Here is a 438-nt window from a genome sequence, read left to right on the forward strand (position 1 = left end):
GTTCTACATTTACTTGAACATTTTAGCGTAGGTAATACAGCACTAATTACTGCACCACCAGCAGCTGTTGCTAATATTGTTACTGTTGGTGTTGCTTGTGGCGTTACATCTCCTGCTCCAACAATTTGTTTTAACTCTTGTTCATTTACAATTCCTACCGGATTATTAAAATCTTCTGTACGCATTTTTGGATTTCTTAAAGTTTTGACTTCGTTTTTACTCATCATTTTTCATCCTTTTCTATTAATTTTTGTTTTTTCCTATTAATACTTTAAAAAATTAAGTAAATTTAGGTAGACTTACAAATCAGTTCTACATTTACTTGAACATTTTAGCGTAGGTAATACAGCACTAATTACTGCACCACCAGCAGCTGTTGCTAATATTGTTACTGTTGGTGTTGCTTGTGGCGTTACATCTCCTGCTCCAACAATTTGT

Annotated in this window: 2 protein-coding genes; both read right to left on the minus strand. The window is 33.6% G+C overall.

What is annotated here, in order from left to right; genetic code table 11:
• Positions 1–224, minus strand: a 224-nt coding sequence (locus MR143_RS32695; RefSeq protein WP_242281303.1) for a class II lanthipeptide, LchA2/BrtA2 family, incomplete at its 3' end; no start/stop codon positions are given.
• A gap of 75 nt (positions 225–299) precedes the next feature.
• A complete protein-coding gene (locus MR143_RS33650) occupies positions 300–434 on the minus strand; it encodes a class II lanthipeptide, LchA2/BrtA2 family (RefSeq protein WP_374267861.1) in 135 nt (44 codons plus the stop codon).
• Positions 435–438 lie beyond the last annotated feature (4 nt).

The sequence above is a fragment of the Bacillus cereus group sp. BfR-BA-01347 genome (assembly GCF_022663835.1).
Taxonomy (GTDB): domain Bacteria; phylum Bacillota; class Bacilli; order Bacillales; family Bacillaceae_G; genus Bacillus_A; species Bacillus_A thuringiensis_K.